Source organism: Flavobacterium sp. JP2137 (assembly GCF_050562195.1).
Lineage (GTDB): Bacteria > Bacteroidota > Bacteroidia > Flavobacteriales > Flavobacteriaceae > Flavobacterium.
In genome coordinates this window covers 3,376,885-3,397,531 of sequence record NZ_CP191647.1, presented here as the reverse complement: position 1 = coordinate 3,397,531, position 20,647 = coordinate 3,376,885, and the positions used below count along the sequence as shown (strand labels likewise).

Sequence of the window (20,647 nt, the reverse complement as noted above, 5' to 3'; positions counted from 1 at the left end):
AAGTGGTAGAGTTGGCGTTCGCGTGTGTCGGGGTGGGTACAACAAAAAAACCGCATTTCTACGGATGTAAAAATGCGGTTTTAACGCTTTTTTTAGCGCTATATATTTAGAATGTCTTAATGACAGCTGTTGTCTAAGTGTTTTTTAACGCTTCCGCCGGGACAAAAGGGGATGGCACTAAACTCATAGAGTTTTTTTACGGTTACGCCGTTTTCTATAACTTCGTAAGTAATCTCGTCACGAGTTAAAAATCCATCGGCATCATCATCAACATCCATAAAGTTTGGAACGCCATCGCCGTCGGTATCGTCGTCAAAGTAGTCGCCGTTTCCGTTGAGGTCTTCATATATAGAAGGAATACCATCTCTGTCGTGGTCTCTGCTTAACTTGCTGATTAAGGTGATGTCAAAAATAGCACACTCGTATGATTTGCCTAAATTGGCTCCGGCAAAATAACCCAATCCAGAAGGTAGGAAGGCGATAATTCTTCCCGCGTTTTCGTAGTTAAAAGTACCGTCGGGATTTTGAGAGATTTGGCTCGCCGCTTTCATCAAAGTAGTGGCTTGTCTGTAGCCCGAAATCATTTCAGGAGCTACCCCAGGCATAAGTCCGTTGGGAACTGTTGGGTAAGTAGACCACATACCGGTTCTGTTTTGGTCAAAGACCTTGTTTTTTAGATTGTATGCCTTATATGCGGTATAAGTGGAATCTATAGTGATTGCTTTTTCGCCACCACCTTCGTTGATGACTAAATAGTATAAGGTGTACTCGACATCGTCTATCAATTTGGCGTATTTAAACGTAGTGTTGTTTACGAGTACGGGTTTCCATTCGTCGTTTTTTAACTTGATGGACTTGAGTTCATATTGCTGTTGATCCCAAATGGAAACTTGAGTGTTTTTATCGGTAATAGAGTCCAAAGTAATCTCTTCACCTGCTACTTTGATGTAGTTGTTTTTGAGGTACTCTTCAATTTTTATCTTGTCTTCGAGATATACTTCTCCACGGTCTCTAATTGGTACCGTTACGACATCGTCATCACTTTTTTTACAGTTTGCGGCAGAAATCGCTAGGGCAATAAATATAAAAAGTTTGAAAAATCTGTTCATTTGAAATTATTTAGTGCCGCAAGATACAATTTTCCTTTATTTTTGTAAGGTTAATAAATGAATTTTATTTGAGAAGATGAGAATTGATAAGTATTTGTGGAGCGTTCGTTATTACAAAACCCGAAGCATTGCAACAGAGGCATGTAAGAAGGGACATATAAGCGTAAACGGCCAGGTGGCTAAGGCTTCTAGAGAGGTTTTTGCCACGGATCAGATCGCGTTGCGCAAAGATCAAATCGTTTATAAAATGACGGTATTAGACATTCCCTTAAACCGTTTGGGGGCGAAATTGGTCGATATGTACCGCAAGGATACGACACCGCCGGAAGCGTTTGAACACTTGGAACTCTTAAAATTGTCTAAAGAACACTATCGCGCACACGGTACGGGTAGACCGACAAAAAAAGACCGCAGGGATATAGATGGATATGTAAGCACCGATACGACCGATGAAGAAACTGTTGAATAAGGAATTTTGGTCCGAGCAATACCAGGCGGATAACACCAATTGGAATGCCGGAGCCATTACCACTCCGCTCAAGGAGTATTTTGACGGTATCGCCGACAAACAAACGAAAATACTGATACCCGGAGTTGGACACGGGCACGAACTGCTGTATCTTTATCGCAGTGGTTTTACCGATGTTACCGCTATCGATATCGCCGAAGAGGCCTTGCAGAAAATCGCAGCGGCAGAACCGCTCTTTCCGAAGGAACGACTGATACAGGCAGATTTTTTTCAGCATAGCGATACCTACGATTTAATTGTCGAACAAACGTTTTTTTGTGCGCTAGAGCCGGATTTGCGCTTGAACTACGTCCGGAAAATGGACGAGCTGTTGCGGAAAAACGGCAAGCTGGTCGGACTGTTGTTTGATTTTTGCTTTCCGAGCGAAGGCCCTCCTTTTGGCGGTTCCTTGGAAACCTATCAGGAACTCTTTTCGAGCGTGCTGAAGATCAGTAAAATGGAACGGGCCTACAATTCGATAAAACCCAGAGCAGGACGAGAATTATTTATTGTAATAGAAAAGAAAGATGACTAAGAATATTATTTTAAGCAAAGAGGAAATTCAACACAAATGCAAGCGAATAGCCTATCAGATTTATGAAACCTTTGTCGAGGAAGACGAAATCGTCTTGGCGGGTATCGCGAAAAACGGCTTTGTGTTTGCGCAAAAAATTGCCGCCCAATTGGCGGAGATAGCCGATTTTAAAGTCGTGCTCTGCGAGGTGCACATCGACAAGCAAAACCCGCTATTGCCCATCACGACGTCTATAGCGGCCGAGCAATATCAACACAAAAGCGTGGTGCTGATCGACGATGTACTCAATTCGGGGACCACTTTGATATACGGGGTCAAACACTTTTTGGAAGTGCCGTTGAAAAAGTTTAAAACCGCGGTTTTAGTCGATAGAAATCACAAGAAATATCCGGTTAAGGCCGATTTCAAAGGACTGTCTTTATCGACCTCGCTGTTGGAACACATCCAAGTGGTCTTTGAGGGAGAAGAGGAGTATGCCTATTTATGTTAGTAATGATTGAATTTCTGCCGCAATCGTGGCGACGTCTTTTTGATCGACGGAAACCACCTGTTGGGCATGATGATAATAATAACTGCGTTCGAAGAGCTGTTTGGCAATAAAAGATTCCAACGGCTCTTCGCTGTTTTTGGCGAGCACTGGGCGAGTTTCGACCGCGTTTTCAAGGCGATGGAGCAAGGTGGGGATTGAGGCCTTTAAATAGACGGAAAACACCTGCTTGTCGGCCAGTAATAAGTGGTTGTTGGCATAGCAAGGCGTGCCTCCACCCAAACTGAGTACAAAGGATTCGGGCTGTTGGAGTAGGCGCTGAAAAAGGGCCTGTTCTTTTTTTCTAAAAAAAATCTCGCCGCGCTCCAAAAACAATTGAGAAATGCTCGATTGACATTCTTGTTCGATTAATTGGTCTAAGTCGTAAACCGGAAGCTGCAGCAGTTTTCCTAGGGCTTTGGCGGTTGTGGACTTTCCTGAACCCATATAGCCTAGAAGAATGATTTTTTTCATAAAAATAAATAGTTGTTAGATAAGAAGTTAGGGAAAAAGACTTGTGAAAAAGCAAATTTAAGATAATTATCCCTTGTATTTTAAAATAATCATTCTATATTTGCACCCGCATTCAGGGAATGAATTTGCAGACTCGATAGCTCAGTTGGTAGAGCACAACACTTTTAATGTTGGGGTCCTGGGTTCGAGCCCCAGTCGGGTCACTAAGACCTTTTATTCATTCCTTGTTTACGACTCGATAGCTCAGTTGGTAGAGCACAACACTTTTAATGTTGGGGTCCTGGGTTCGAGCCCCAGTCGGGTCACTAAGCCAATAAAAAACACGTTTTTTTATTTCGGCCACGTGGAGAAATTGGTAGACTCGCCATCTTGAGGGGGTGGTGTCGCAAGACGTGTCAGTTCGAATCTGATCGTGGTCACTTTTAGTTTAAAAGTGCTTGAAAAAAAGAAACAAAATCATTAGTACTTTGTTTTCTGATTTTTTTACAAATATAATATTTATAATGACTCGATAGCTCAGTTGGTAGAGCACAACACTTTTAATGTTGGGGTCCTGGGTTCGAGCCCCAGTCGGGTCACAAATAGCGCAGAATCAGCTCTGTGCTTTTTTTTTAATCGCGTATTGAGAGAATAAAAATCAAGCTGAAAAACACATTACGACTCGATAGCTCAGTTGGTAGAGCACAACACTTTTAATGTTGGGGTCCTGGGTTCGAGCCCCAGTCGGGTCACCAAAGAAAAGCTTCACAGAAATGTGAGGCTTTTTTTATGCCTTGTTTTCCCTACCATTGCCCCACGACTGTAGTGCGATTCTTAAAAATGTTGATTTGTTGATTTGCGGATTCGATGATTTGCGGATTCGATGATTTGCAGATTCGATGATTTGCAGATTCGATGATTCGCCAGTTTTCGGAAAGTAGATCGACTTTTCAAGGATCAATCCTAAATGTTGTGTTTATGCAAAAATAGTGACCAATCTATACAAGAAGAATTGGATCAATCCTAAATGTTGTGTTTATGCAAAAATAGTGACTAATCTGCCGCTGCTGCGAGCGTCACGCTGGTATCCAAAAACTCTAATCTTCTAGATCATTTCAGTCAGTGTGGTTGCTGTTTTTATAAACAAATCAGGGCAAAGTATAGTGCGCACCAGCAAGATGCTGGCGCGAGCGGAATCACGCTGGTGTCCAAGAACGCCCGTTATTGTCGCTATCTAAATTACAATTAAGCAATATGTATTACGGGTTTCCACATGAAAATGTAATTATTATGTTTTATATCTGTATGTATTAACATGGGATTTTTAAAATAGTACATGGTTTACTAGTAGTTATTTAAAAAAATCTCTTTTAAAGATTATTGCCAACTGGCGTGTATTCACGTAGTGGTAAAACGATTTACGAAAGCAATAAAGTATAAAGGGCCACGGGAAAACCGGCTGATGGAAACGCTTGCAATTTCATAAACTCTAGTATGTGGCGTAATTCAAATATAATAATTTATAAAAAAACTAATTGTAACATGATTAAATTTATAATAACTTGGTTAGTCGTAAATTACGCCCTATTGTTAGTGGCATTTACTCTTACAGTGAGTGGAAAACCGGATATCGCAGGACTGTTTTACTACGCGAGTTTCATCAGTTTCCCATTATCTTTTATTGCATTGGCTTTGTTTTTTGTGAGAAAAGATAAGACAGTAGCTCAAACAGCTATAATCAGATAGACATGCTACAAAAAATGGTGTAAGCAGTTACCCTTGACTTGTATTAATACAAAACCAAGTCGTTTTTTTATAGTTAAAATTTTGCTTTATAAAGATGTCTTTTTGTTACATAGCAATTGGTCTAATGAATATTTGCCTGGACCTGTAATCAACAAGACCACGTAAATAAGCAGATATATAATTCCTATTTCTTTTTTGGCAAAGGGGGAGTCTCCATGGATATAGAATACCGCAATCAGCATGGTCGTAATCAACGGTATGGTGGCCAGTCGGGTTCCCAAACCAACAATCAGCAACACGGAGCAAATCACTTCTGCAAAAACGGCAAGACTAAGTGATATTTCTGCACTCAAGCCAAATACCGTAGCAAATTGCACCGAATCTCCCCCAATCAGCGCCAATTTCGGCAAACCATGTGTTAGCATTAAGGCACCAATGCCTACCCTAAGAATTAGGAATGCGGCGTTTATGCTACAATCATTGTAATCTGTACTAAATAGTTTTTTCATGTTTTTTTTCATTTATTGAAAGCTTTTACTTTGGATTCCTTGTGCCTGCATCAGGGATGGTAAGAAACTAATGCTGGTGGCTGGATGGAATAAAGGCAGCGATTGACCGTTTGTGGGTATGGATTCCCAAGTTGGTCGTGGCGCGCTGCTGTCCTTTCGTCTTATCCGGCAGTTCAACTGGGGAAACTTTTGGTATAACTGATCTTTTTTTTGAGAAACATCATGCGTTTTTTTGTTCCTAATACCGTTAAGCGGTCTATAAAATGCTCATATTTCCAGAATTTCCCCCAATTACTTCGGTATAGCAAACTCGAGTTGCGCTGCTTTTCGCTTGCTAATTACAGTGCGTAATGTATTGTTTTTTTGTGAGATTTCTAAATAATATTGTCGTATGCGGATTTTGTTATCAGCGATGCAATTTTTCCATTTGAATCAAGCGTTTTACTGCGGGAGACAGTCCCGCGGAAACAGCAATACTGTGGCTTTTCGGTTAAGCGATTTTAGTTGCTTTTTTAATGCGAAAAGCGAGTTGTTTGACGTCAACTGGCGAATCAACAAATCAGCAAATCAACGCACGGACGAATCAATAAATTAACCCATAGACGAATATACATAAGAGGTAAGTGTACTTTAAATTGCAGTGACTTCGATATACCTGCTTTTTAATACTAAAATCGAGTTGTTTTACGTCAACTGGCGAATCAACAAATCAGCAAATCAACGCACGGACGAATCAATAAATTAACCCATAGACGAATATACATAAGAGGTAAGTGTACTTTAAATCGCAGTGACTTCGATATACCTGCTTTTTTAATGCAAAAATCGAGTTGTTTTACGTCAACTGGCAAATCAACAAATCCGCGAATCAACAAATCCGCGCATAGACGAATCCGCGTAAGGGCGAATCATCAAATCATCGAATCCGCAAATCCGCAAATCCGCGTAAGGGCGAATCAACAAATCAGTGCATAGATGCAGTCAATAATTTAACTTAATGTGATAATTTCATAGGAACTAATAGTTAAATTGCACTATATTTACTACAACTATAACAAAATACAAAACACGAAATTATGAATAAAGCAGCGGTATTTTTTGCGTTTTTTCTGCTGTTTTCGTTGGGAATTCCCACGAATACAGCGGCCTGTACCCGTGTGGTGTATAAAGGGCCAAACGGCACGGTAATCACAGCGCGTTCAATGGACTGGAAAGACGATATTCAGGCCAATTTGTGGGTGTTTCCCCGCGGTATGCAGCGCCATGGTGAAGTGGGCCCCAATTCCGTTACTTGGCAATCCAAATACGGCAGTGTAGTCAGTACGGCTTGGGATATCGCCACAGCCGACGGTATGAACGAAAAGGGACTGGTAGCGAATATCTTGTGGCTGGTAGAGTCGGAATACCCGAAATTTGATGCTAAGGGCAACAAAAAGGGCATTTCCATTTCTGCTTGGGCGCAATATGTACTCGACAATTTTGCGACGGTACAGGAAGCGGTTGCTCAGCTGGAAAAAGAACCCTTTGTAGTGGTGAGCGATTATATACCAGGTACTAAAAAGTTTACAACCCTACATCTATCGATATCCGATGCACAAGGGGACAATGCTATTTTTGAATACATCAACGGCAAATTGATGATTCATCACGATGCCTCCTATGCGGTAATGACCAATTCTCCGGTATTCAACGAGCAATTGGCATTGAATAGCTATTGGAAGGGAATTCCCGGAACGATTATGTTACCCGGTACCAACAGGGCTGCCGATCGCTTTGTTCGCGCCTCGTATTACATCAATGCCATACCTCAAACCGATAATGTGCGCAATGCCATAGCCTCTGTTTTTAGCGTGATTCGAAATTGCTCGGTGCCCTTTGGAATTTCTTCGGAACAAGAGCCCAATATTTCGTCTACCCGCTGGCGTTCGGTATCCGATCAAAAGAATTTGGTCTATTACTTCGAAACCGTTTTAACGCCCAATACCTTTTGGGTGGATTTAAAGGATTTCGACTTAAGTGCTCAGGGCAAAACCATGATGTTGAGCTTGGACGATTACAAAACCTATAACGGAAAGACCAACAAGGATTTTAAAGTGGCGACCCCCTTTAAGTTTTTGGGTATTTAACCGTAGCGATATACCCGTCGACGCTATGGCGATCGACGGTTGTTAAACAATTTAAAAAGGATTCCATCGCGAATCCTTTTTTTGTTGCGCATTTTGAAAGGGGAGGGTTTGGCGCTTTTTTACGAGATCGACAAAGCGTAAAAAAGGTAAATATGAGTGAGGGCGAGGAGTAGACACAGCGGACTAAAAAACGCCGTATCCATACGCGCAAAAGGTGAGGTTTTAAACTTTTTGCCAAAGCCGACATAACGGAAATCACCCATACTGCGAATGGCAAACACCAAAGCGATAGCCAATAAGGCATAGCGGAGAACTGTGGTAGAAAGTCCCCATGAGGCCATACCGACTACGGCTAAGTTTAACCACGCAAAGCCAAATAGACCCAGGGCTACGATTAGGGTAGACTGCTTACTCGGTTCAAAGAGGCGTTGGCCTTCTCTGTCTGTGGGAACAGCTACATTCATACCGCGCTGACCGCCGAACACCCAATACAGGTGAAAGCCTCCCAATATCGAAAAAATCAAGGCATTCGCCATTACTATGAACATGCTTATAAGGTGTTTTGGTACATTAAATGTAGTGATTTTGGGGTATATACCCTAATTTTAGGTTCACCAATTGTTGGAGCAGCTGTTGGTTTATACCGTGGAATGCTTTGCGCCGCAGCACGTGACCCCGCTTTATTCGAGTGCTCGAGCGAAGTCGATATACGCTCGAGTGCTTTGTGCTATTATTTCGGGCGAAGGTTGGTGTTCGACGTCATACCAGGTGAAAATAGCGGTGAGTTGCGCATCAATGTATTGGGCGGTCATCTGAAAGGGCAGGCACAATTGCGCTAGGGTTCCGCCGTGTAAACCGCCTTCTCGGTACTCGTCTTCTGCAGCACCGACAGAAATGGCCAGCGCTATTTTTTTGCCCTTCATCTTGTTTCCTTTTGCGCCATAGGCCCAGCCGTGCAACAAGACTTCGTCTAGCCATTGTTTTAACAGCGGCGGGCAATTGAACCAGTATAACGGATATTGAAAGACGATCAGCTCATGGGCTTCGACGAGCTGCTGCTCGCGGGCGACATCGATTTGGCTGTCCGGGTATGAGTGATGCAAATCGTGTACGGTAAATAGATCGGGATATCGGAGCAGTTCTTCTTTCCAGCTGCGGTTGATTTGCGAGGATGCCATTTGCGGGTGGGTGATGATAATCAGTTTCTTCATGGTGGTTTTTATAAGTGTTATACACAAAGTTAAACCGCTATAAACCGCTGTGCAATAAGGGATAAAGTTCTATCTAAGTGATGATTTTAGCACGGTGGAATTTTAGTTGAACGACTCGATAAAAATCGCTTTGTTTTGATTTTTTTGTATTTTTAAGCAAACGATAAGCTTATGTATCAGCGAAAAATACCCTTGGACCTTGACTGTGGAACGGGAATTGCCTTGGAGGTAATTCTGTCCAAGTGGAAGCATTGTATATTGCAAGAAATCGATCGAGGGGTGCGGCGTCCTAAGGATTTGACAGCGGCGATTCCCGGTATTACCAAAAGGGTGTTGCACGAGCAATTGCATCAACTGGAATTTTACGGTATCGTAGACAAGGTGATTTATCCGATAATACCCCCGCGGGTGGAATACAGCCTTACGCCTTTGGGCAAAACGGCCTTGCCTATAGTTCAGGCTGTCAATCAATGGGGGTTGGGTTTTGCGCCCAACTTAAAATCGCTGCGCGACCGCCAATTAGAGGAATAAAAAAAACTCCCGGAGGAGTTTTTAGCTTTTTATTGGTTGGAGGCTTTCTTCAGAGCAGATCCTCCAGGGAGGTTCATCTTGTCTGTGATAGCCGATATTTCGTGTAGACTGAAGTTACCCGTCAACATCAAGATGATGGTTTCGGTTTGTCCAGAGCCGTCGGAGAACATCAACAGCTGTTTGATACTTGCTGCCGTGGCACCCGGATTGACGTAAATCTTTACCTTGGCACCTTGGTCGGTAATCGTCATCAGGTTTTCAAAGGATTTGCCACTGACGAAATTGTCCGTAGCCGTTTTCATATCGCTGCTTAAAGCGGCGTTCTTCGTCGAATACACCTTGAGGGTCTCCAGTTTTTTAATCAAATTCAAATACGCTTGATTCTCTTTGTTGGAGGTATCCATCTTTACGTTGGACATCATTTCAAACATCTTTTTATTCACACTGATCGTGCTTACCTTATCTTGATCTTCAAATTTGCTAAACTCCGTTTGCGCCATGGCAGAGAAGCTGCATAAAAAGAAACTCAAAATTCCGATGGCATTTTTGTAATTAGTTTTCATAGTCGTTGTTTTTAATTGAATCCAATCCTTTGTTTACTTGAGTCGATAACAATTGCAAGGCTTTTTCGGTTTCCACTGCCGTTTCTGACTCCACGTTAACGGGAGTGATGTGCTCGTCGATAACAGCCTCCTCTTTGTTGTTGATAACGAGGTATAGCAGGCCGGTGACCAAAATCAGCAACAGGGCAATGCCCGAGGCGATTAAGCGTTTTTTTGATGATCCGTCTGGTGTTGTTGCGCTCAAAATCCGTTTTTTTAGTTTTTCGTTTCCTTGGGGAATATCCCGCATTATTAGTTTATATGCAAATTCTTTGCCATAAAAAAATGCTTCTCGAAAATTGAAAAGCATTTTTTTATAATAAAGGGAAGCTTATTAGTTTTTGTAAAAGCCATTTGTGGCAATTCCACCTTGGAAATTTCCTACTTTTTTACCTTTTAAATCGTATACGACCACAGCGCTTTTCGATTTGAAATCCAAGGCATCGGCTGTAAATACGCGGCCGTCAATCACGTCAAAACCGTAGAGCAATCCATATCCCGTACCCTTAACCGTAAATAACGGTGTGTAGTTTACTGTGGTGTCTAAGGGTTTCCAATGGTGTATGTCGTTATTGGCTACATAGTAAAGTTCGTTGCGATCCACGCGTAGTTTTTGTCCGTTTTTCACCTTAGTAGAAGTGAAGGTAATCATCACCTGATCGTTTTCCGTATTGATCTTGTAAAAATTGGTACGGGTATCGATGCTGCTTATCGCATATACAAAGCCCGTATTGGCAACGATGTCTTGTAAGGCGTCGGCTACTTTAATCGTCGAAGCGATTTCGTCTGTACCCGTATTGATTATCACGATCTCATTTCCCATTCCATAAGCGGATTTTTGAACGTATATCTTGTTGCTTTCCGCAACTACACGCTCTACCGGTCCGTTTATTTTAATCTCTTTTATAAATTCAAAATTCGTTGTGTTGTATACGGTTACCGATTGGCTAGCCGCATTGGTTACATAGGCCTTTCCAGCGGCGAAAGCCACATAGCGCGGTTGGTTGATGTTTTCTGTCAAAGTCGCGATCGGTTCAAACGAGTAGCGATTTACCACTTCAACCTTGTTGGAGTTGTTGACTACGATATAAGCCTGATCGTTTAAGAACCCCATACTCTGAGCAACATCGCCTAGTACGGTTTCGTCTTTGGTGTAAATGTTTTGTTTGAATTCGGAGAGGCTCGGACTTACCAAATCAATATTGGCATTTGACAAACCGAAGTTACCTTCATTTAACATCAGGATGGTATTGCTGTAATTGTCCTTAATAGGCTCCTCAACAAACGAATCATCCGATTTGCTACACGAAATAAAAAGGGTAACAGACAAGGCTAAAAGAATTATTTTTTTCATTTTAAAAATGGGTTTTGTTTTTAATCAATAGGGGTCACTAATAACGTACTTTATTTTAACAAAATATAAACATTATTTTGTTTTTTCAAAATTATACTGAATTATTAAAATAACAAGTTTTCTGCGCTTTTTTTTACCGATAATCATCAAATTAGTTTTTTTATTTTCAAAAGCAGCCCTTTTATGGGGCTTTTCCGATTTGAAAAACCGTTTTGAATGGTGTCGAGCTGTTTTTGAAACGGCTATTTGCAGTGTGCTTTTAGCAAATTAAAGCTACATTTGTAAAAATATAGCGCCATGAAAAAACTATTTGCAGGTATTTGCGTGTTGTTTTTGTTGCTGACAATCGGTTGCAAACGCCAAGGGGAAACCAAAACAGCTGCTGTCGTGGGTAACTCCATTGAGTATGCCGACGGATTTGAATTGTATGAATACGAGAATTTTACCCTTTTGAAGGTGACCAGACCTTGGCCGGGAGCGACCAAAGATTTGGTATATGTACTGCGCAGAGGCACGGCTGCACTGCCGGATTCCCTTTCGAAATACCCCGCGATATCCGTACCGATTCAATCGGTATTAGTCACTTCGACCACGCATTTGCCCGCCTTGGAAATTTTAGATGAAGTCGCTGCTCTAAAGGGCTTTCCCGGCTTGGACTATATCTCATCTGAAGTTGTTCGCAAACGGATCGATGCCGGTGGCATTCGCGAAATAGGTCAAAACGAGTCGCTCAATACCGAGATTGTACTCGAAATGCAACCCGATGCGCTGGTCGCTTTCGGCATGGATGAAAACAATGCGGTTTTAAATACCTTAGAGCAGTCGGGAATCTCCGTGGTTTACAACGGGGATTGGGCGGAGCAAACCCCGCTGGGAAAAGCGGAGTGGATCAAGTTTTTCGGCGCCTTATTTGACAAATCGGACAGGGCTACAACCACCTTTAAAACCATAGAAAAAGATTATTTGGACGCCTTGGCTGCAGTGGGTAATATCGACCAGAAACCCGATGTACTCAGCGGAGCCATGTATCAGGATGTGTGGTATTTGCCACAGGGACAAAGCTGGGCCGCTGTCTTCTTTAAAGATGCCCAAGCCAATTATCTGTGGAAGGCGAGCGAAGGCACGGGCAGTTTAGCCCTGTCTTTTGAAGCGGTTTTTGATCGCGCCCAAAGTGCGGCACTGTGGATCAATCCCGCCCAATACGAGTCGCTGGATCAATTGAAAAAAGCCAATCCCCACTATGCCAATTTCGAGGCCTTTAAAAACAAACAGGTGTATTCCTTTGCCGGAAAAAAAGGGCGTACCGGAGGGGTATTGTTTTACGAACTCGGACCCACGCGTCCGGATTTGGTGTTGAAAGACCTGATTTCCATCATACATCCCCATGTGTTTCCCGATTACCAACGCAGCTTTTACGAAAGACTTAAATAAGGCCATGCTCAAAAAAACTGTGTCGTCGACGTCTTTTTACATCTGGGGATTAGTGCCCGTTTTGCTGCTGGTGTTTATCGCTAATATCAGTATGGGGGCGATTCAAATTCCCTTTAAACAAGTCGTTTTGCTGTTGTTGGGCGAGGAGGTCGACAAGGAGAGTTGGAAGTACATCGTATTAAATTACCGCTTGCCCAAGGCGATCATCGCCGTTTTGGTCGGTGTGGCCTTATCGGTGAGCGGCTTGCTGATGCAAACGCTCTTCCGCAATCCCATGGCGGATTCCTATGTATTGGGACTGAGTTCTGGTGCCAGCCTAGGAGTTGCTGTTGTCATTTTAGGCGCTTCATTTTTGCCGCTTTACTTTCAGCAGTTCTTTATATCTGCCGGTGGAATCGTTGCGGCATCGATATTGGGGAGTTTTTGTATCCTACTCGTGGTTTTGCTCGGTGCGCGTAAAGTGCAGGACTCGATGACGCTGCTGATTATCGGTTTGATGTTTGGCAGCTTTGCTAGCGCCGTCGTCGGGGTTCTGACCTATTTTAGCTCGGCAGAGCAGCTCAAGCGTTATACCTTTTGGGCTATGGGGAGCTTGGGGAACTTGGACTGGCAAGCGGTGGGGTTTTTTACCACCGCCGTTTTGGTCGGACTGGCTTTGAGTGTAAAATCGTTTAAGGCCTTGGACGCCTTGTTGCTCGGCGAGCGCTATGCCGCTAGTATGGGTATTTCGATTAAAAGTGCGCGGATGCTGATCATACTCGCTACGAGTATATTGTCTGGCGCTTCCACTGCTTTTGCAGGGCCCATTGCCTTTGTCGGCCTGGCTGTTCCTCATATTGCGCGACTGCTCTTTAAAACCAGCAGTCATAAATTGCTGTGTTTCGCCTCCATGCTCCTCGGTGCCATACTGTTGCTGATCTGCGATATGATTACGCAGTTTCCCGGCCAAGCCTTTGTATTGCCCATCAACGCCGTCACCTCCATACTCGGGGCTCCGGTGGTGATTTGGTTGCTGCTGCGAAAGGGTTAGGGGGATGCTGCTCTTTGCTGCTCCGTACATGGAAGTGGGAAAAGGAAGGGCGGCACACACTATGCGGTGGTGGTCCAGCGACTAAGCGGCCGATTCCAATCTGCAATCCACCAAATCCTCCGTTTAAAATTGTATGCAATAAATCGTAGTTTCCGCAGATTTCAATTATCTTTGCCGATTGTAAAAAGGCTATATGACATTCGATTTATTACATACCGATCCACAATCCAGAGCTAGGGCTGGAAAATTGACTACAGACCACGGGGTGATTGAAACCCCGATTTTTATGCCTGTGGGTACCGTTGCTACCGTAAAAGGGGTGCATCAACGCGAGTTGAAAAACGATATCAAACCCGATATTATTTTGGGAAATACCTATCATTTATACCTGCGCCCGCAAACGGCGATTTTAGAAAAAGCCGGTGGCTTGCATAAATTCATGAACTGGGACAGCAATATCCTTACCGATAGCGGCGGATTTCAGGTGTATTCCCTCTCTGCAAATCGAAAGATCAAAGAAGAAGGCGTTAAGTTTAAATCGCATATCGACGGATCCTATCACTTCTTCTCTCCGGAGAATGTGATGGAAATTCAACGCACCATCGGTGCGGATATCATCATGGCTTTTGACGAGTGTACGCCTTATCCTTGCGATTATCGCTATGCCAAGCGTTCGATGCACATGACACACCGTTGGTTGGACCGTTGTATCGCTCATTTGGATAAGGTTCCGGTAAAATACGGTTACGAACAAACCTTCTTTCCCATAGTTCAGGGAAGTACCTATAAAGATCTAAGAGCGCAATCGGCAGAGTATATCGCCAATGCCGGTGCTGCTGGAAATGCTATTGGCGGATTATCGGTAGGAGAACCGGCCGAGGAAATGTACGCGATGACGGAGATCGTTACCGATATATTACCCAAAGACAAACCGCGTTATTTGATGGGGGTGGGAACACCGATCAACATCTTGGAAAACATCGCATTGGGCATCGATATGTTCGACTGTGTTATGCCCACGCGTAACGCGAGAAACGGCATGTTGTTTACCGCAAACGGCATCATCAATATCAAAAACAAGAAGTGGGAAGACGATTTCTCTCCTATAGACGAAATGGGGCATACCTATGTGGATTTGGAGTATTCCAAAGCCTACTTACGCCATTTATTTGCTGCCAATGAATATTTGGGCAAGCAAATTGCGACGATTCACAACCTCGGTTTTTATATGTGGTTGGTTCGCGAAGCGCGACGACAAATACTCGCCGGTACCTTTGCGAGCTGGAAAGACAAAATGGTCAAACAATTAGGAACCAGATTGTAGTTTAAGACCGTACAATTTTATATATTTAGGCGTTGGAAATGGGGGCTTAAATCCCCACTGCTCAACGGCTAATCTAAGGGATAGGGCGGGGTTTTTAGACGTTTCGGCATCGGGTGCCTCGCCGTGTTTTTTAAAGCAGTAGTTTTGTTGCTCAAGGGGAAATTCCCGCAAAGGATTTGAACCGCAGCGATATACAACGCGATTATAAGAGATTTTTAAAAAAGACAAATAGTTTACCTATGAAAATAATCGATTGGTACATTTTAAAGCGGTATTTGGGAACGTTTACCGTGATGTTGCTGCTGTTTATTCCCATTGGAATTGTAGTAGATGTATCGGAAAAAATCAATCGAATATTGGAAAACAAGGTGCCACTGTCGAGTGTCTTGGCGTATTATTTGGATTTCACCATCTATTTCGCCAATATGCTGTTTCCGATTTTGCTGTTTTTGTCGGTGATTTGGTTTACTTCCAAGTTGGCCAACAACACCGAGGTCATTGCCATATTGAGTTCGGGTATTTCCTTCAACAGATTTTTAAGGCCTTATATCGTAGGAGCCACCTTGATTTCCCTCTTTGCCTTACTGATGGGATTGATCTTGGTACCCAAAGCGAGTATCGGATATAACGATTTTAAATACAAATATTTAAAGCGAAATTCCGAAGTGCGCGAAACCCAAAATGTGTATAAGCAAATCAGTCCCGACGAGTTTATCTACGTGAGTAATTTTAATTTTCAAAGCAAAACCGGTTTTAATTTTACCTTGGAAAAGTTTAAGGAAAACAAGCTGCTTTACAAGATTAAAGCCAGTAGAATTACCTGGAATCCCGAGCAAAAGAATTATACGCTTTCCTCTTATTACAAGCGTACGATAGGCGAAATGGGCGACCAATTGGAAAAGGCGGAAAAAAAAGACCTCAAACTCGATTTTGACATTGAGGATTTGACCCCAGCGGTCTATGCCGCCGAAACGATGACCTTGGGCGAATTGAACAAGTTTATCGAGCGCGAAACCATGAGGGGGTCGGCCAATATCAATTCGTATTTGGTGGTAAAGTACAAAAAGTATAGCGTGCCCGTTTCTACATTTATCTTGACTATTATCGCGGTTTCCGTGTCTTCAATGAAGCGAAGAGGAGGGATGGGAGTCAATCTAGCCGTGGGAATTTCACTGGCATTCACCTATATTTTCTTCGACAAAATTTTTGGTACCCTGGCGGAAGCCTCTACCATTCCACCGCTAATTGCCGTTTGGTTTTCCAATATCTCATTTGGAATATTGGCTATAGTTTTATTGAGAAATGCTAGGAGATAATATAAAGAGTTACCTCAATTTACATCTAATTGTTTTTATTTGGGGGTTTACAGCGGTTTTAGGACAATTGATATCCTTGGAAGCCTTGCCTTTGGTGTGGTATCGAATTGCCATAGCCGTGGCTTGTTTGTTGGTTTACTTCTTGATAACCAAGCGCAAATTAAGCGGTGATAAACGGAGTATAGCCTTGTTTTTATTGGCAGGAGTGGTTATAGCCGTGCATTGGTTGACCTTTTTTGGAGCGATAAAAGCTTCCAACGTATCGGTGACCTTGGCCTGTATATCCACCGGGGCCTTTTTTGCTTCGATTTTAGAGCCCATCTTCTACAAGAGAAAGGTCGTTTGGTACGAGGTGGTCTTCGGATTGATCGTAATCGCGGGTTTAACCATTATTTTTAGCGTGGAAGCCCAGTATGTTACCGGAATTGTATTGGGGCTGATATCCGCCTTTTTATCGGCGGTTTTCTCGATCATTAACGGAAAGTTTGCCCAGCGACACGAACCGGGTATCATCACCTTTTACGAACTGCTCGGCGGCCTGTTAATCCTGTCGCTGTACTTGGCGTTTTCCGGCGGTTTTGACGCGGCTTTTTTTACCGTAAAAAATGCCGATTGGCTGTGGCTGATTCTATTAGGATCCTTTTGTACGGCCTATGCTTTTTTGGCTTCGGTCAAAATCATGAAATTTTTAACGCCTTATACGGTCATGTTGACCATCAATTTAGAACCGGTTTACGGGATTCTACTCGCGGTTTTAATCTTTAAGGATAGCGAGAAAATGACCCCCGCATTTTATATCGGCGCTTTGTTGATTTTATCGACGGTGATTCTAAACGGAATTGTCAAGAATGCAAAAAAAACCAAAGTAATTAAAAATTAGTCTTTGCAATGAGGAGGAAAACTTTATCTTTGTCGCTTAAACTGAACTAAAAATTTTTCTCGAAGAATGGAATATTTAGATTTTGAACTGCCAATAAAAGAACTCGAAGAGCAACTGGATAAATGTAATTTAATTGGTGAAGAGTCTGACGTTGACGTATCAACTACTTGTAAGCAGATTGAGAAAAAACTGGAAGAAACCAAAAAGAATATCTATAAGAACTTAACGGCTTGGCAACGCGTCCAATTGTCCAGACATCCGAGTCGCCCGTATACGCTAGATTATATTCGCGCTTTATGTGGACCGACTTTTTTAGAGCTTTTCGGCGACAGAAATGTCAAAGACGACAAGGCGATGATCGGTGGTTTGGGTAAGATTGGCGACCAATCGTATATGTTTATCGGACAACAAAAGGGATTTAATACCAAAACCCGTCAATTCCGAAATTTCGGTATGGCCAACCCAGAAGGGTATCGCAAGGCCTTGCGCTTGATGCGTATGGCGGAGAAATTCAACATACCCGTAGTGACGCTGATCGATACGCCAGGGGCATACCCCGGTTTAGAAGCAGAAGAGCGCGGACAAGGAGAGGCTATCGCTAGAAATATCTTTGAAATGTTTCGATTACAAGTGCCTATCATCACCATTATTGTCGGTGAAGGTGCTTCTGGTGGCGCTTTGGGAATAGGCGTTGGAGACCGTGTTTTTATGTTGGAAAACACTTGGTATTCCGTTATTTCGCCAGAGTCCTGCTCCTCGATCCTATGGAGAAGCTGGGAGTTTAAAGAACAGGCAGCAGAAGCGTTGAAATTGACTTCTTTTGATATGAAAAAGAATAAGATGATCGACGATATCATACCAGAACCCCTTGGTGGTGCACATTATGATCGCGAAAAAACCTTCGAAACCGTTCAAAAATATATTGTAGAGACCTACGAGGAATTAAAAAAGTTATCAACAGAAAAATTAATTAATCAACGCATGGATAAATACGCCAACATGGGCGAATTTAAAGAGTAATTGATTAACAATCCTATTTTAAATCCGAAGCTCGCTTCGGATTTTTTTGTTGTAAACAATTCCCCCTTAGTTTTCAACCTACTTATGTGCATAATTTCAAAGGGTTCATAATTAAAAAAACCTTACTTTCGTAATATGGAACAAGTCAAAAATTTTACGCAGTCAAAACCAGTTAATAAAAATGTGATTTCCCTGGAAAAGGGAAAAATACCTCCTCAAGCCGTGGAGTTAGAAGAAGCGGTATTGGGAGCCATGATGATTGATAAAAAGGGGATTGACGAGGTGATTGACATCCTTCAACCGGAGGCTTTTTACAAAGAAGCACACCGCTATATCTTTGAAGCAATCGATCAGCTGTTTGTCGGTAACCAGCCGATTGACCTGTTGACCGTTTCGACTCAATTGAGAAAAAATGCCCGTTTGGAGCTGGTAGGTGGCGATTATTACCTTATTGGATTAACCCAAAAAATTACGTCGTCTGCCCATATTGAGTTTCACTCCCGCATCATTTTACAGAAGTTTATTCAGCGCAGTCTGATCAAGATTTCCAATGAAATCATCGAGGATTCCTATGACGAAACCACGGATGTATTCGACTTGCTGGACAAGGCGGAATCGCGTTTGTACGAGGTGACTCAGGGAAACATTAAGAAGAGTTCGGAAACGGCACAATCCTTAGTAGCACAAGCCAAAAAGCGCATCGAGGAGATCGGAAACAAAGAGGGATTAAGTGGTATTCCAACCGGATTTCACAAGTTGGATGAACTGACCTCGGGTTGGCAGCCCAGTGATTTGATCATTATCGCTGCTCGTCCGGGTATGGGTAAGACCGCCTTTGTATTGTCGATGGCCAGAAACATAGCCATACAGTCCAACCAACCCGTTGCGTTGTTCTCGCTGGAGATGTCGTCTGTACAGTTGATCACCCGTTTGATTTCGTCCGAAACGGGACTGTCTTCGGAAAAACTCAGAACGGGAAAACTCGAAAAACACGAGTGGGAACAATTAAACGTCAAAGTTAAGGATTTGGAACGTGCCCCTTTATTTATCGATGATTCACCATCCCTATCGATTTTTGACCTGCGTGCCAAGGCGCGTCGTTTGACTTCGCAATATGGGATTAAGTTAATCGTAATCGACTATTTGCAGTTGATGACCGCAGGTGGGAACGGTAAGGGTGGAGGAAACCGGGAGCAGGAGATTTCGACCATTTCGCGTAACTTAAAAGCCTTGGCCAAGGAACTCAGTGTGCCGGTTATTGCCCTGTCGCAGTTGTCGCGTGCGGTGGAAACCCGTGGAACGTCAAAGAGACCGTTGCTATCGGATTTAAGGGAGTCTGGTGCGATCGAGCAGGATGCGGATATCGTGTCGTTTATCTACCGCCCAGAGTACTACAAAATCGAGGAATGGGACGATGAAGAACGCAGTCCAACAGAGGGACAGGCAGAGTTCATCATCGCCAAACACAGAAACGGTGGATTGGAAAATATTCGTTTGAAATTTATCGGTAAATTGGGTAAGTTCGACAACCTGGAAGACAATTTTATGTCGTTTGACGAATTGCCTTCGCGTATGAATGCCGACGATGCCAACAGTTTTACACAAGGTTTACCTTCGAGTCAAGACGTATTTGGTTCGGCTCCAGACGACGACGACGTGCCGTTTTAATCGTAAGTCGTGATTCGTTATTTGAATAATATATTATATATAAAAGGCTAGCTCTGTGAGCTGGCCTTTTATTTATATAAGTGAAGCGTATCCATGCGGTAAATGGGAAATACAGCATATTGAATCGAGCTTGCTTCCGAAAATATTCGGGTATTTAACCCGCTAGTGATATCGGTTCCCTGGACTATGGGTTATGAAGGTTTAGGGGGAAATGGAGTAGCGCGAATACCTTGGTATCAAAATATGTTTAAGCCTTGAGCAAGCGAAAAATTGGGAATTGATGATTAATTTTTTAGACACACTTTTTTTTATAGTTTACTCCATTTACATGAAGTGGAAAGATTTTGATGCGTTTCATCATGCTGCTTTTGTTGTTGGAGTTTTGTTTGCCTCGGTATTTAATTTTGTATTTACGATATTATATTTAACGACAAAATATGAATTCTTTAAATTTCGATTATTCCCCGTAGGTTTGTTGTTAATTCTAATAATAGTTAGCTTTCTATTTTACTATTATCCTAGAAAGAAAATTCTTATGAAGTTCTATTTAGATAAAAATAATACATTGGATAGAAGTTATTGGATATATTATATCTTATTGATATGGATGTTTTCAACGTGGTTTATAACGCCTTTTTTGTTTAAATTTTTTTAGATTGGGGTTGAAAATGGTAATATCCATGCTTTCGTAATATGGAACAAGTCAAAAATTTCACACAGTCTACGCTATCAATCAAAATGTTATTTCTCTGTAAAGGGAAAACACCT

General features: G+C 42.6%; 20 protein-coding genes and 5 tRNA genes. 17 read left to right on the top strand and 8 right to left on the bottom strand.

Translation table 11 applies throughout. The features are described from left to right. Window positions 1-116: 116 nt before the first annotated feature. Window positions 117-1,109 (bottom strand): FKBP-type peptidyl-prolyl cis-trans isomerase, encoded by a 993-nt coding sequence (locus tag ACQZ43_RS15025; protein WP_430613509.1) that lies wholly within the window; start codon window positions 1,107-1,109, stop codon window positions 117-119. A gap of 76 nt (window positions 1,110-1,185) precedes the next feature. Between ACQZ43_RS15025 and ACQZ43_RS15020 the strand changes: the two genes are divergently transcribed. From ACQZ43_RS15020 to ACQZ43_RS15010, 3 genes are read left to right on the top strand one after another with little or no spacing between them, the layout of a single operon-like run. Beyond that, window positions 1,186-1,578, top strand: a complete 393-nt coding sequence (locus ACQZ43_RS15020; protein WP_430613508.1) for an RNA-binding S4 domain-containing protein — start codon at window positions 1,186-1,188, stop codon at window positions 1,576-1,578. Then, the gene (locus tag ACQZ43_RS15015) at window positions 1,559-2,152 is read left to right on the top strand and encodes a methyltransferase (RefSeq protein WP_430613507.1); all 594 of its coding nucleotides are present in this window, start codon (window positions 1,559-1,561) and stop codon (window positions 2,150-2,152) included. The genes ACQZ43_RS15020 and ACQZ43_RS15015 overlap by 20 nt, the downstream gene beginning before the upstream one ends. Further along, window positions 2,145-2,642 carry a phosphoribosyltransferase family protein gene (locus ACQZ43_RS15010; RefSeq protein ID WP_430613506.1) on the top strand — a complete coding sequence of 166 codons (498 nt, stop codon included), beginning with the start codon at window positions 2,145-2,147 and terminating at the stop codon, window positions 2,640-2,642. Before ACQZ43_RS15015 ends, ACQZ43_RS15010 begins: the two co-directional genes overlap by 8 nt. Here ACQZ43_RS15010 and ACQZ43_RS15005 read toward each other — a convergent pair. Beyond that, window positions 2,634-3,152, bottom strand: a complete 519-nt coding sequence (locus ACQZ43_RS15005; protein ID WP_430613505.1) for a shikimate kinase — start codon at window positions 3,150-3,152, stop codon at window positions 2,634-2,636. The genes ACQZ43_RS15010 and ACQZ43_RS15005 overlap by 9 nt on opposite strands. A gap of 130 nt (window positions 3,153-3,282) precedes the next feature. Between ACQZ43_RS15005 and ACQZ43_RS15000 the strand changes: the two genes are divergently transcribed. From ACQZ43_RS15000 to ACQZ43_RS14980, 5 genes are all read left to right on the top strand, one after another. Continuing rightward, window positions 3,283-3,355: transfer RNA gene (locus ACQZ43_RS15000), tRNA-Lys, on the top strand. Between the two features lie 29 nt (window positions 3,356-3,384). Continuing rightward, window positions 3,385-3,457: transfer RNA gene (locus ACQZ43_RS14995), tRNA-Lys, on the top strand. Window positions 3,458-3,489: 32 nt separating this feature from the next. After that, window positions 3,490-3,571 (top strand) — tRNA-Leu (locus tag ACQZ43_RS14990). 86 nt (window positions 3,572-3,657) lie between these two features. Then, window positions 3,658-3,730 (top strand) — tRNA-Lys (locus tag ACQZ43_RS14985). Window positions 3,731-3,810: 80 nt separating this feature from the next. Next, a tRNA-Lys gene (locus ACQZ43_RS14980) sits at window positions 3,811-3,886 on the top strand. Between the two features lie 1,077 nt (window positions 3,887-4,963). On the opposite strand, the gene ACQZ43_RS14975 is transcribed toward ACQZ43_RS14980, so the two are convergent. Then, window positions 4,964-5,386 (bottom strand): DoxX family protein, encoded by a 423-nt coding sequence (locus ACQZ43_RS14975; protein WP_430613504.1) that lies wholly within the window; start codon window positions 5,384-5,386, stop codon window positions 4,964-4,966. Between the two features lie 1,076 nt (window positions 5,387-6,462). On the opposite strand from ACQZ43_RS14975, the gene ACQZ43_RS14970 reads away from it, so the two are divergent. Then, window positions 6,463-7,512, top strand: a complete 1,050-nt coding sequence (locus ACQZ43_RS14970; RefSeq protein ID WP_430613503.1) for a linear amide C-N hydrolase — start codon at window positions 6,463-6,465, stop codon at window positions 7,510-7,512. Between the two features lie 119 nt (window positions 7,513-7,631). Here ACQZ43_RS14970 and ACQZ43_RS14965 read toward each other — a convergent pair whose 3' ends face one another. Beyond that, a complete protein-coding gene (locus ACQZ43_RS14965) occupies window positions 7,632-8,060 on the bottom strand; it encodes a DUF3995 domain-containing protein (RefSeq protein WP_430613502.1) in 429 nt (142 codons plus the stop codon). A 132-nt stretch (window positions 8,061-8,192) separates the two neighbouring features. Further along, window positions 8,193-8,723 carry an NAD(P)H-dependent oxidoreductase gene (locus ACQZ43_RS14960; protein WP_430613501.1) on the bottom strand — a complete coding sequence of 177 codons (531 nt, stop codon included), beginning with the start codon at window positions 8,721-8,723 and terminating at the stop codon, window positions 8,193-8,195. 171 nt (window positions 8,724-8,894) lie between these two features. Between ACQZ43_RS14960 and ACQZ43_RS14955 the strand changes: the two genes are divergently transcribed. Next, complete coding sequence (locus ACQZ43_RS14955) at window positions 8,895-9,254, top strand: winged helix-turn-helix transcriptional regulator (protein ID WP_430613500.1); 360 nt, start codon at window positions 8,895-8,897, stop codon at window positions 9,252-9,254. 29 nt (window positions 9,255-9,283) lie between these two features. Here ACQZ43_RS14955 and ACQZ43_RS14950 read toward each other — a convergent pair whose 3' ends face one another. The 3 genes from ACQZ43_RS14950 to ACQZ43_RS14940 all read right to left on the bottom strand — a co-directional run bounded on the left by ACQZ43_RS14950 (window position 9,284) and on the right by ACQZ43_RS14940 (window position 11,210). Next, on the bottom strand, window positions 9,284-9,817 hold the full coding sequence (locus ACQZ43_RS14950; RefSeq protein ID WP_430613498.1) for a DUF4252 domain-containing protein: 534 nt from the start codon (window positions 9,815-9,817) through the stop codon (window positions 9,284-9,286). Then, complete coding sequence (locus tag ACQZ43_RS14945; RefSeq protein ID WP_430613497.1) at window positions 9,807-10,061, bottom strand: hypothetical protein; 255 nt, start codon at window positions 10,059-10,061, stop codon at window positions 9,807-9,809. Before ACQZ43_RS14945 ends, ACQZ43_RS14950 begins: the two co-directional genes overlap by 11 nt. A gap of 129 nt (window positions 10,062-10,190) precedes the next feature. Next, window positions 10,191-11,210: a YncE family protein gene (locus tag ACQZ43_RS14940; protein ID WP_430613496.1), complete on the bottom strand. Its 1,020-nt coding sequence runs from the start codon at window positions 11,208-11,210 to the stop codon at window positions 10,191-10,193. A 297-nt stretch (window positions 11,211-11,507) separates the two neighbouring features. On the opposite strand from ACQZ43_RS14940, the gene ACQZ43_RS14935 reads away from it, so the two are divergent. From ACQZ43_RS14935 to dnaB, 7 genes are all read left to right on the top strand, one after another. Then, window positions 11,508-12,641 (top strand): ABC transporter substrate-binding protein, encoded by a 1,134-nt coding sequence (locus ACQZ43_RS14935; RefSeq protein ID WP_430613495.1) that lies wholly within the window; start codon window positions 11,508-11,510, stop codon window positions 12,639-12,641. Between the two features lie 4 nt (window positions 12,642-12,645). Next, the gene (locus ACQZ43_RS14930) at window positions 12,646-13,671 is read left to right on the top strand and encodes an iron chelate uptake ABC transporter family permease subunit (RefSeq protein ID WP_430613494.1); all 1,026 of its coding nucleotides are present in this window, start codon (window positions 12,646-12,648) and stop codon (window positions 13,669-13,671) included. Between the two features lie 193 nt (window positions 13,672-13,864). Continuing rightward, window positions 13,865-14,995 (top strand): tRNA guanosine(34) transglycosylase Tgt, encoded by a 1,131-nt coding sequence (gene tgt, locus ACQZ43_RS14925; protein ID WP_430613493.1) that lies wholly within the window; start codon window positions 13,865-13,867, stop codon window positions 14,993-14,995. Window positions 14,996-15,234: 239 nt separating this feature from the next. After that, the gene (locus ACQZ43_RS14920) at window positions 15,235-16,311 is read left to right on the top strand and encodes an LptF/LptG family permease (protein ID WP_430613492.1); all 1,077 of its coding nucleotides are present in this window, start codon (window positions 15,235-15,237) and stop codon (window positions 16,309-16,311) included. Beyond that, complete coding sequence (locus tag ACQZ43_RS14915; RefSeq protein WP_430613491.1) at window positions 16,298-17,191, top strand: DMT family transporter; 894 nt, start codon at window positions 16,298-16,300, stop codon at window positions 17,189-17,191. The genes ACQZ43_RS14920 and ACQZ43_RS14915 overlap by 14 nt, the downstream gene beginning before the upstream one ends. Before the next feature lie 66 nt (window positions 17,192-17,257). Further along, window positions 17,258-18,211, top strand: coding sequence for an acetyl-CoA carboxylase carboxyltransferase subunit alpha (locus ACQZ43_RS14910; RefSeq protein ID WP_430613490.1), 954 nt, complete (start codon window positions 17,258-17,260; stop codon window positions 18,209-18,211). A gap of 135 nt (window positions 18,212-18,346) precedes the next feature. Beyond that, on the top strand, window positions 18,347-19,879 hold the full coding sequence (dnaB, locus tag ACQZ43_RS14905; RefSeq protein ID WP_430613489.1) for a replicative DNA helicase: 1,533 nt from the start codon (window positions 18,347-18,349) through the stop codon (window positions 19,877-19,879). Window positions 19,880-20,647: the final 768 nt, after the last annotated feature.

Bases quoted from the DNA above. Each gene is read 5' to 3' on its own strand.
- ACQZ43_RS14955 (WP_430613500.1), top strand. From the start codon at position 8,895: ATGTATCAGCGAAAAATACCCTTGGACCTTGACTGTGGAACGGGAATT.
- ACQZ43_RS15005 (WP_430613505.1), bottom strand. From the start codon at position 3,152: ATGAAAAAAATCATTCTTCTAGGCTATATGGGTTCAGGAAAGTCCACA.
- ACQZ43_RS15015 (WP_430613507.1), top strand. From the start codon at position 1,559: ATGAAGAAACTGTTGAATAAGGAATTTTGGTCCGAGCAATACCAGGCG.
- dnaB (WP_430613489.1), top strand. From the start codon at position 18,347: ATGGAACAAGTCAAAAATTTTACGCAGTCAAAACCAGTTAATAAAAAT.
- ACQZ43_RS14910 (WP_430613490.1), top strand. From the start codon at position 17,258: ATGGAATATTTAGATTTTGAACTGCCAATAAAAGAACTCGAAGAGCAA.
- ACQZ43_RS14950 (WP_430613498.1), bottom strand. From the start codon at position 9,817: ATGAAAACTAATTACAAAAATGCCATCGGAATTTTGAGTTTCTTTTTA.
- ACQZ43_RS14965 (WP_430613502.1), bottom strand. From the start codon at position 8,060: ATGTTCATAGTAATGGCGAATGCCTTGATTTTTTCGATATTGGGAGGC.
- ACQZ43_RS14960 (WP_430613501.1), bottom strand. From the start codon at position 8,723: ATGAAGAAACTGATTATCATCACCCACCCGCAAATGGCATCCTCGCAA.
- ACQZ43_RS14920 (WP_430613492.1), top strand. From the start codon at position 15,235: ATGAAAATAATCGATTGGTACATTTTAAAGCGGTATTTGGGAACGTTT.
- ACQZ43_RS15010 (WP_430613506.1), top strand. From the start codon at position 2,145: ATGACTAAGAATATTATTTTAAGCAAAGAGGAAATTCAACACAAATGC.
- ACQZ43_RS15025 (WP_430613509.1), bottom strand. From the start codon at position 1,109: ATGAACAGATTTTTCAAACTTTTTATATTTATTGCCCTAGCGATTTCT.
- ACQZ43_RS14915 (WP_430613491.1), top strand. From the start codon at position 16,298: ATGCTAGGAGATAATATAAAGAGTTACCTCAATTTACATCTAATTGTT.
- ACQZ43_RS14930 (WP_430613494.1), top strand. From the start codon at position 12,646: ATGCTCAAAAAAACTGTGTCGTCGACGTCTTTTTACATCTGGGGATTA.
- ACQZ43_RS14975 (WP_430613504.1), bottom strand. From the start codon at position 5,386: ATGAAAAAACTATTTAGTACAGATTACAATGATTGTAGCATAAACGCC.
- ACQZ43_RS15020 (WP_430613508.1), top strand. From the start codon at position 1,186: ATGAGAATTGATAAGTATTTGTGGAGCGTTCGTTATTACAAAACCCGA.
- ACQZ43_RS14935 (WP_430613495.1), top strand. From the start codon at position 11,508: ATGAAAAAACTATTTGCAGGTATTTGCGTGTTGTTTTTGTTGCTGACA.
- tgt (WP_430613493.1), top strand. From the start codon at position 13,865: ATGACATTCGATTTATTACATACCGATCCACAATCCAGAGCTAGGGCT.
- ACQZ43_RS14940 (WP_430613496.1), bottom strand. From the start codon at position 11,210: ATGAAAAAAATAATTCTTTTAGCCTTGTCTGTTACCCTTTTTATTTCG.
- ACQZ43_RS14970 (WP_430613503.1), top strand. From the start codon at position 6,463: ATGAATAAAGCAGCGGTATTTTTTGCGTTTTTTCTGCTGTTTTCGTTG.